The sequence below is a fragment of the Flavobacterium sp. PL11 genome (assembly GCF_035985025.1).
Lineage (GTDB): Bacteria > Bacteroidota > Bacteroidia > Flavobacteriales > Flavobacteriaceae > Flavobacterium.
On sequence record NZ_JAXCIA010000026.1, the window covers coordinates 40825 to 50345 of the forward strand.

At 30.3% G+C, this 9521-nt stretch carries 8 protein-coding genes; 7 read left to right on the plus strand and 1 reads right to left on the minus strand.

The annotated features are described in order from the left end of the window. The first annotated feature begins 52 nt into the window (after window positions 1–52). The 6 genes from uvrB (at window position 53) to RCH18_RS12895 (ending at window position 6726) form a co-directional block, all read left to right on the plus strand. Window positions 53–2044 carry an excinuclease ABC subunit UvrB gene (uvrB, locus tag RCH18_RS12870; protein WP_326937165.1) on the plus strand — a complete coding sequence of 664 codons (1992 nt, stop codon included), beginning with the start codon at window positions 53–55 and terminating at the stop codon, window positions 2042–2044. A 346-nt stretch (window positions 2045–2390) separates the two neighbouring features. Further along, window positions 2391–3080, plus strand: a complete 690-nt coding sequence (locus RCH18_RS12875) for a YciE/YciF ferroxidase family protein (RefSeq protein WP_326937166.1) — start codon at window positions 2391–2393, stop codon at window positions 3078–3080. 413 nt (window positions 3081–3493) lie between these two features. Next, window positions 3494–4504 carry a dipeptide epimerase gene (locus RCH18_RS12880; RefSeq protein WP_326937167.1) on the plus strand — a complete coding sequence of 337 codons (1011 nt, stop codon included), beginning with the start codon at window positions 3494–3496 and terminating at the stop codon, window positions 4502–4504. A gap of 7 nt (window positions 4505–4511) precedes the next feature. Then, entirely contained in the window at window positions 4512–5543 is a 1032-nt protein-coding gene (locus tag RCH18_RS12885; protein WP_326937168.1) for an aminotransferase class I/II-fold pyridoxal phosphate-dependent enzyme, read from the plus strand. A 56-nt stretch (window positions 5544–5599) separates the two neighbouring features. Further along, window positions 5600–6067, plus strand: coding sequence for a DUF1456 family protein (locus RCH18_RS12890; RefSeq protein WP_326937169.1), 468 nt, complete (start codon window positions 5600–5602; stop codon window positions 6065–6067). Window positions 6068–6069: 2 nt separating this feature from the next. Further along, window positions 6070–6726 (plus strand): oxidoreductase, encoded by a 657-nt coding sequence (locus RCH18_RS12895; protein WP_326937170.1) that lies wholly within the window; start codon window positions 6070–6072, stop codon window positions 6724–6726. Window positions 6727–7261: 535 nt separating this feature from the next. On the opposite strand, the gene RCH18_RS12900 is transcribed toward RCH18_RS12895, so the two are convergent. Next, window positions 7262–8002 (minus strand): bacteriorhodopsin-like, encoded by a 741-nt coding sequence (locus RCH18_RS12900; RefSeq protein WP_326937171.1) that lies wholly within the window; start codon window positions 8000–8002, stop codon window positions 7262–7264. A 109-nt stretch (window positions 8003–8111) separates the two neighbouring features. On the opposite strand from RCH18_RS12900, the gene RCH18_RS12905 reads away from it, so the two are divergent. Next, on the plus strand, window positions 8112–9011 hold the full coding sequence (locus tag RCH18_RS12905; protein ID WP_326937172.1) for a Brp/Blh family beta-carotene 15,15'-dioxygenase: 900 nt from the start codon (window positions 8112–8114) through the stop codon (window positions 9009–9011). Window positions 9012–9521: the final 510 nt, after the last annotated feature.

Sequence of the window (9521 nt, forward strand, 5' to 3'; positions counted from 1 at the left end):
ATTAATTTGCATTATTTGTACCTTTACGACTCTAAATTTTCTCCCAAATTAAATGAATTTTCAAGTAGTATCCGATTATTTGCCGAAAGGCGACCAACCTCAAGCGATTGAAAAATTAGCTCAGGGAATTTTTGATGGTGATCCTTTCCAAACTCTTTTAGGAGTTACTGGTTCTGGAAAAACCTTTACCGTGGCTAATGTGATTCAGGAAGTGCAAAGACCAACTTTAGTTTTAGCACATAATAAAACATTAGCAGCACAGTTATATTCTGAATTTAAGCAGTTTTTCCCAAATAACGCTGTAGAATATTTTGTATCTTATTATGATTATTACCAGCCCGAAGCTTTTATGCCTGTAACTGGTGTTTTTATTGAAAAGGATTTATCTATCAATGAAGAGCTTGAAAAAATGCGAATGTCAACAACGGCATCATTACTTTCGGGACGAAGAGATATTTTGGTAGTTGCATCCGTTTCCTGTTTGTATGGTATTGGAAATCCCGTGGAATTTCAAAAAAATTTAATTCCTATTGAGAAAGGCCAAATTATTTCAAGAACTAAATTATTACACCAACTGGTTCAAAGTTTATATTCAAGAACAGAAGCCGATTTTACACCAGGAAATTTCAGAATTAAGGGCGATACAGTAGATGTGTATCCAAGTTATGCAGATGAAGCATACCGTATTCATTTTTTTGGTGATGAAATTGAGGAAATTGAAAGCTTTGATACTAAAGATTCTAAAGTTTTAGAGAAATTTGAAAGATTGACCATTTATCCAGCTAATATGTTTGTGACTTCACCAGATGTATTACAAGCTGCAATATGGGAAATTCAACAAGATTTAGTAAAACAAGTTGATTATTTTAAGGAGATAGGAAAACATTTAGAAGCAAAACGACTTGAAGAGCGAACTAATTTTGATTTAGAGATGATTCGGGAATTAGGGTATTGCTCTGGAATTGAAAACTATTCGCGATATCTTGACGGACGTTTACCAGGCACAAGACCTTTCTGCTTATTGGATTATTTTCCTAAAGATTATTTAATGATTGTCGATGAAAGTCACGTTACACTCTCACAAGTGAGCGCCATGTATGGAGGAGATAGAAGTAGAAAAGAAAATTTAGTTGAATATGGTTTCCGACTTCCAGCAGCAATGGACAATCGTCCGTTAAAATTTGAAGAATTTGAAGCCATGCAAAATCAAGTCATTTATGTATCAGCCACTCCCGCAGATTATGAATTAGCAAAGACCGAAGGTGTTGTTGTTGAGCAAGTGATAAGACCTACAGGATTACTTGATCCGATCATCGAAATCCGACCTAGTTTAAATCAAATTGATGATTTAATAGAAGAAATTCAAGTTAGAGCAGAGATAGATGAGCGCGTTTTGGTTACTACGCTTACAAAAAGAATGGCGGAAGAGCTCGCTAAATATTTAACTAAAGTAGATATTCGTTGTCGTTACATCCACTCTGAAATAGACACACTCGAACGAATTGAAATTATGCAAGATTTGCGAAAAGGAATTTTTGATGTATTGATAGGCGTTAATTTACTTCGTGAAGGATTGGATTTACCGGAGGTTTCTCTTGTTGCTATTTTGGATGCTGATAAGGAAGGATTTTTAAGAAGCCATCGCTCCCTTACGCAAACCATTGGTAGAGCAGCTAGGAATTTAAATGGAAAAGCGATTATGTATGCTGATAAAATTACGAATAGCATGCAAAAAACTATCGATGAAACCAACTATCGCAGAACAAAACAAATAAATTACAATACAGAAAATAATTTGATTCCAATGGCACTTAATAAAAAAATTGAAAGTGCATTTACTAAAAATCCTTTAGTAGATTATGAATTAGGATTGACCATTGATACTGCGGCTGAAATTGAAACTGCTTATTTGCCACGACCTGAAATTGAAAAATTGATTCGGGAGAAACGTAAATCAATGGAAAAAGCTGCTAAAGATCTTGATTTCTTACAGGCAGCAAAATTTCGTGATGATATTAAAAAATTACAAGGGCAGTTAAGCTAGATATTTATCTATTATGCTTTGTACAAGTTTCACTTTATGATTTCCATCAAAATTTTGTTAGTAGTAATCAGTAATAATAAATTTTTGGAATTTAAGATTTTTAATACTTGTATTGTCATTGGGAAAATTGAATTAAAATTACTGGCAGTCCGTTAATATTTTTAAATCGGGGGAGCCAATTCAATATTATTGCAACAATTTCTATTTTATTTTTTTTTACATGTTCGATAATTTAAGTTGTTTATAAAGGTATTGTAATAGTGAAATAAAAATAAAAAATGATATAATACTTTGTAACTGTTGCTACTATAAATTTGTATGTATAACCGATTTAAATATTTAAATTATGAAAAATACAGACAAAGACAGTAAAAAAACAGAGTCTAAAAAAGAAACTTCAAAGAGTGCTGAAACGGATAAAAAAAGCATCAAAGGAAAGATTAAAGCTAAATCGTCAGCTGCTGATGGATTGCGTGAACTTTTTGTAGATTCTTTAAAAGATATCTATTGGGCAGAAAAAGCGCTTACTAAAGCATTACCTAAAATGCATAAAAACGCAACCAATGACAACCTAATCACCGCAATTGCAGACCATTTAGAAGTCACTAAAACTCAAGTAGAGCGCCTTGAAGAAGTTTTTAAAATTATAGGTGAAAAAGCAGTTGCAAAAAAATGTGATGCTATGGAAGGCTTGATTAAAGAAGGCGAAAGCATAATGGAAGAAACAGAAATTGGAGCCGTTCGTGATGCAGGTATTATTGCAGCATCTCAAAAGATTGAGCATTATGAAATTGCCACTTATGGAACCTTAGTCGCATTTGCGAAGACTTTGGGCGAAGATCAAGCTGCAGAAATATTAGCCACCACACTAGCTGAAGAAAAAGAAGCTGATGTTACATTAACTGAAGCGGCTTATAATACCATAAATTTTGATGCGGCAGAAGAAGGAGAAGATGATAACGATGATGATGACGATAATGATGATGATGAAGAAGATAAAAAAAAGGATAAAAAAAAAGGAGATAAAAAGTCGTAATAAATAGCATAATAAAGTAATATGCCTGCATTATCTAGTATTGTGCAGGCATATTTTTATTATGAAGATTAGTAGCAAAATTATATATCGATTACATGATAAATTATTGTAATTTAACTGATATTTAAATTATTGATTACTATTTTCAATAGTTAAATTAACGTGTGTTAAAATACATTTCTACAATCATAATCCCATTTTAAAATTTTATTAAAATATAAATATAGCGTGTGGTAAATTCCACTACAGTGAAAAATTACTTTTTAAATGAAAGTACTTTCGATTTCGATTTAATCACAAAAAATTTATAATTCTCAACTATTCAAACCCTTTTTTATTTGTTTAGTAAAAAGATAGAATTGAGGAGCGTTTATCTTAATAAATCAGTAATTTAGTTTTAAAATCTAAAGCAAATGGAACTTATAATAAGAGAATATAATTTACAGTTAAAACATACATTTACAATCTCACGTGAATCAATCGACTTCCAGCCTTCATTAATAGTCGAATTAAAAAATGGTGAAATATCAGGTTTTGGTGAAGCAACTTCAAACCCATATTACAAGACAACTGTAGCAATAATGAAACAGGATTTAGAAGATATTCGCGATATAATTGAATCTGTTAATAACAAAACACCCGAAGATTTTTATCATCATATATATCCTTATTTAAAAAATGATATGTTTGCCTTATGTGCTCTAGATATGGCGTATAATGATTTATTTGCACGCCAAAAAGGAAAAAAACTATATGATTTATGGAATTATAAAATAGATAACAATCCACTAACAGATTATACTATAGGAATTGCATCTGTTGAAAAAATGGTAGAAAAAATGCAAGAACTACCCTGGCCTATTTATAAAATTAAATTAGGAACTAAAGAAGATATTGCTATTGTTACTGAACTTAGAAAACATACTGATGCTATTTTTAGAATAGATGCTAATTGCGGATGGACAGTAGAGGAAACAATAAAAAATGCTGCTGAATTAAAAAAACTTGGAGTAGAGTTTTTAGAGCAACCTTTAAAAGCTGATGATTGGGAAGGACATAAAGAAGTTTATAAACATTCCGCTTTACCAATAATAGCTGATGAAAGTTGTATCATTGAAGAAGATGTTGCCAAGTGCTTACATCACTTTCATGGTGTCAATATTAAGTTAGTAAAATGTGGTGGTTTGACCCCTGCAAGAAGAATGATTAAAGAAGCAAAAATGTTAGGCTTGAAAACGATGGTAGGCTGTATGACTGAATCAACCGTGGGAATTTCTGCTATTGCTCAATTATTACCTCAATTAGATTATGTTGATATGGATGGAGCTTTACTGTTAGCCTCTGATATAGCCACAGGTGTCACTATAGATTATGGAAAAATAATCTATTCTAAATGGGATGGAACTGGCGTAACCCTAATATAATTATAAAGTGCAAGTTGAACAATTTCCAGATCGCGAAATACAAGTTGGTGGTAAATTATATCGATATTTTGGAGGGACGGCATACTTAGGCCTGCCTACTCACCCACAATTTCAAGAGTTACTTATAAAAAATATTATAAGATGGGGAACTGCTTATGGCAGCTCTAGAAATTCTAATATTAAATTATCGGCCTACGATAATGCAGAATTATTTTTAGCTTCATTTATTAAAGCAAAAGCAGCTCTTACAGTTTCTTCTGGTATGTTAGCTGCAAAATTAGTGCTAGAAGAATTAAGCCATAATAATAATTGTTTTTATCATTTTCCAAATATACATGCTGCATTAAAAATAGTCAATAGTCAACCTTTTTATATTGACAATCAATTAAATCCCTGCTTATTAAATAACATCACTGAAAAAATTACAATTTTAGTAGACTCTGTACCCACTTTTCAAACAAAACCTATTGATTTTTCTATTTTGGAAATGATTTCAAAATCTAAAGAAATAACATTAGTTATCGATGAATCTCATTCATTAGGCTTATTAGGAATAAACGGTTGTGGACTTTATTCGAACATTTCCTTGCTTTATATTAAAAGAAAAATTATGATTGCTTCTCTTGGTAAAGCTTTTGGTTTAACAGGAGGAGTGATTGCTAGTGATATTGAATTTATAAATAAGATTAAGAATCTTGACACCTTTATTTCCAGTGCAGGTATAAATGCAGCATTTGCACAAACTATTGCAGAGGCAGGAAGCATATACAGCGAACAGCATAAAAGGTTAAAGGAAAATTTAATATACTTAGGCAGTAAGCTAAGCAAAAATAAAGCAATTCAATTTGATATGGGTTATCCATTAATTTATCCAAAAACAAAGGGAATAAATGAAATATTGTTAGCAAACGATATAATTATCACTAATTTTAAATATCCATTATTAGACCAAGAATTAAATAGAATCGTCATTACTGCCAATCATTTAAAGCAGGATTTGGACGCTTTAATTTTAATTTTAAACCATCATCAAATGTGATTTATAAAGATGAAACAAGTATATTTTAAGTGTACCTTTGTAAAAAATTAAAAAAAATGACAAATAACGATATCTTTAAAAAACTTCGTGTAGCTTTAATGTTACGTGACGACCAAATAGTTGAAATATTAGAACTAGTAGATTTTAGAATTACAAAATCAGAATTAGGTGCTTTTTTCCGAGATGAAAAGCATGAAAATTATGTAGAATGTGGAGACCAGGTATTGCGTAATTTCTTAAATGGTCTTATAATTCATTTGCGTGGAACTAAAGAAAATCCAAAAAATCCAAATAATGTTTTAGCTAAGCATAAAGCACAAATTCCTAGTAAAGATGGAGCTAAAGACAGACCAGAATTTAAGGCAAAGCCAAAGGATGAAGAAAGGTCGCGCGGTGACGAGGCACCTTCGAAATCGAGACCTACAACAAAAAATACTGCTAAAAAACAATATCCTAAGGGAAATTCAAAGCCACAAGTTGTTGAAAATGTAAAATTTAATTTTGGTAAAAATAAAAAATCATAATTTTGAAAACAGCTCTTATAATTGGAAGTACAGGTTTAGTAGGTTCACAATTATTGGACTTACTTTTAGAAAGTAACGATTACAAAAATGTGATTGCTTTCACAAAAAGGGATATGAATATAAATCATCCCAAGCTAGTACAACATATTATAGATTTTGATAAGCCTGAATCTTATAAGCACTTAGTAATTGGTGATGATTTCTTTTGCTGTATTGGTACGACAATTAAAGTAGCAGGAAGCCAAAAAGCCTTCAGAAAAGTTGACTTTGAATATCCTAAGCAGTTTGCGTTATATGCGCTGGAAAATAAAGTGGAGCAATTTCTATTAATTTCAGCACTTGGAGCAAAAGCGAATTCATCAAATTTTTATTTGAAAACTAAGGCTGAAATTGAAAATTTTCTTAAAGAATGTACCTTTGAAAGTGTAGCGGTACTAAGACCATCGCTTTTACTAGGAGATCGATCTCAATTTCGATTTGCAGAAAAGATGGGAGCCTATTTTATGAAAGTTTTCTCTTTTGTATTTGTAGGTAAATTAAAGAAATTTAAAGCTATTGAAAGCAAAGTATTAGCTAAAGCACTTTTGAATGTTGCTAATACTACAAGAAAAGGAATTGTAATATATGAATCTGATGAGATACAAGAAATTGGAAAGTAAAATTTCGAAAAGTCGATACTAGTAAATAAATCATTTACAATCTTTATTAATTGACTTTTCATTTTCTACTTAATTAACGTGGTTTTAGATTTAAAAGCTTTTTGTACTTGAAAATACTTAAAATCAAAACTATACTAAATTGATTATATCATTTTCAAACAATTCATCTTTAAATAGATCTATTTTATCAATGATCTTAATCATTAATAAAGGCAACTTTGAAAATTTATCTGGTCACGATAATAGCTGTTTAGATACTCAATAAGTTAAATTTCAAAATGCTGTCTTGCTGCTATTGTAAAATGTATTTTGATATGAAATTTGTAGTGATTATATAAATTGAATAAATTCCGCTATAAAATGAATTACAATGGATTTGTTGAGCTGTTATTGAATTTACATTATAAATAATACAAACGTCCGCTTCATTTTATTTTTTTAATTTAAAAGCAGCTATTATTCTATATTGTTTCAAATATTATTAATTATAAAAACAAAAAAAAAGCCGAACTATTTCTAGTTCGGCTTTTCAAAATTATACTTTTGGAATATAATCTTGTGAAGATTTAACAGCTAAAGTGTAAATTACTAAACCAAATCCAATTTTGTTGATAGCATCTCCGATGTTGTAAACTACATCAATGTTACCTTCAGGCATAAAACTGCTGTACCATCCTGTTGTTCCCATCATGTATCCTATTGGATAGATTGCCCATCCAACAAGGATGAACCAACATAAAATATTGTGTGCTTTCTGAATCTCTCCTCCAGCAGCAACAGCTAATTTTGCAGCTTCTCCTAACCAGATTTCGTACACAATTAAGAAGTATGCAGCTCCAGAAACAAATCCCCAGAATGCGGCGCTGTCAGGAGCTATAACCTCTCCAATGTAACCAGCTACTAACATCACTACAGAATAAAGAATCATTTTCCATAACAATGATTGTTTAGCACCTGCTACTTTAAGTATTAGGTAAAATTCCAGAGCCATTAATGGCACAGTTAGAACCCAGTCAATGTAACGGAAGAATGTTGGAGATTCACCAAATGTCTCCCAATAATCTCTCATGTAGAAATAATGTACTGCAGCAATAAAGGTAATTAAACCTGAAACTAAAACTGATGTTCGCCATTTTTTGTCAAACTGGCTTAAGGATAAAAAGAAAAATGCGGCAGCGGCCATCATAGCCATACTACCTACGAAAAATGTAAAGCCAACGTAATCTGTTGGTAACATTTTTGTTGCTAATCCTGAAATAAACATAAAATTTGTCATAGAAAATTATTTAAAGGTTTTGTTTGTTTAACCAAAGATATAAAAAGATCAACAATAAAAATATTTTTGTTTAGTTTTTTTTATCTATTTTTAAACAATAATTAAAATTATGAAAAATTACACTAATATAGCACTTGTTGCCAGCTTTTTCGGTCTTTGGATGGATTCTTATTTTTCCAATCATATTCAAATAATTTTGGGATTTCTATTGATATTTTCATTCGGAATACTGCATGGCGCTAATGATTTACTATTAATCAAAAATCTAAACAAGAAAAATATTAATAAATCTTGGCTGAAAATATTGGGATATTATGTTTTTGTGGTTTTAATAGGTATTTTATTATTTGTAATTCTTCCGCAATTTGCACTATTGTTGTTTATAATTATCAGTTCATACCATTTTGGTGAGCAAGAATGGCAACAATTAGGGATTGAATTTTCAAAAATGTTAATAATAACTTTTCAGTTTTCTTATGGTCTCCTTATCTTACTGTTATTATTTAATTTTCATACAATTCAAACACAAGATATAATTTTCAAAATAACAACTTTCTCTGTCCCTTATTATATTTTTTCTTTGGCACTAAAAATTGTAGCACCATTATATATTGTAATGAGTGGATTTATTTTTTATAAAGCTGAAAAATTAAGAAAGAAAATAGTTTTTGAATTATTTTTTATGTTACTGTTTACAATACTTTTTAATTCGTCAAGTTTAATTTGGGGTTTTGCCATTTATTTCGTGCTATGGCACAGCATACCCTCTATTATTGACCAAATAAAGTTTTTGAATGGTTCGTTTTCGGTCAATAATTTTATCATGTATTGTCGAAACGCAGGGATCTACTGGCTGATTTCCATTATAGGTATTGCTGGTATCTATTTTCTATTTCGCGAGGAAGAATTATTTAATGCTGTATTTTTCTCTTTTCTAGCAGCAATCACATTTCCACATACATTTGTTATTAATAAAATGTTTAGTGGTAAAGAATTAAACCACTCTTGAGAAACATTTAGTAACATTATTATTCTATTTTATAATGATAATTATGAAAGTTCTTATCAATTATTCTAATGGAATACTACAGTAAAATCAATTGTTCGATAACACCCTTATTAAAAATTGGTGCGTGCTGAATTGATGAGGTCTCCCTTATTTTCAATTTTTAGCTTATCATGTAATAATTTCGCTTCAAGAAACAGATTCAAACAGAATATCAAAATATTGAATCTTCAAATGACAACAATTATATTAAATAAGATAGAAATTTAATAGGATAGCTACGTAAGTTACAAAAACAATTTATTGTCGTAATTAACTGTCGTCGCGTAGCCAACTATATTGACTTAAATTGGAAGAAAAAACCATCATCGTTCAATCTCATGTTTTCTTAACATTATAAAAAATGTTATTTTAAAACCTTGAATTCAACTTATAAATGCAACTTTTGAGAAAAGAGTTGCAAGTAGATTAAATTTTTACAGAAAGAGAGAAAAGAAAATAAATTCTTTTCCC

Coding starts and splice junctions, on each gene's coding strand:
- uvrB (WP_326937165.1), top strand. CDS start 53: ATGAATTTTCAAGTAGTATCCGATTATTTGCCGAAAGGCGACCAACCT.
- RCH18_RS12875 (WP_326937166.1), top strand. CDS start 2,391: ATGAAAAATACAGACAAAGACAGTAAAAAAACAGAGTCTAAAAAAGAA.
- RCH18_RS12880 (WP_326937167.1), top strand. CDS start 3,494: ATGGAACTTATAATAAGAGAATATAATTTACAGTTAAAACATACATTT.
- RCH18_RS12890 (WP_326937169.1), top strand. CDS start 5,600: ATGACAAATAACGATATCTTTAAAAAACTTCGTGTAGCTTTAATGTTA.
- RCH18_RS12900 (WP_326937171.1), bottom strand. CDS start 8,002: ATGACAAATTTTATGTTTATTTCAGGATTAGCAACAAAAATGTTACCA.
- RCH18_RS12905 (WP_326937172.1), top strand. CDS start 8,112: ATGAAAAATTACACTAATATAGCACTTGTTGCCAGCTTTTTCGGTCTT.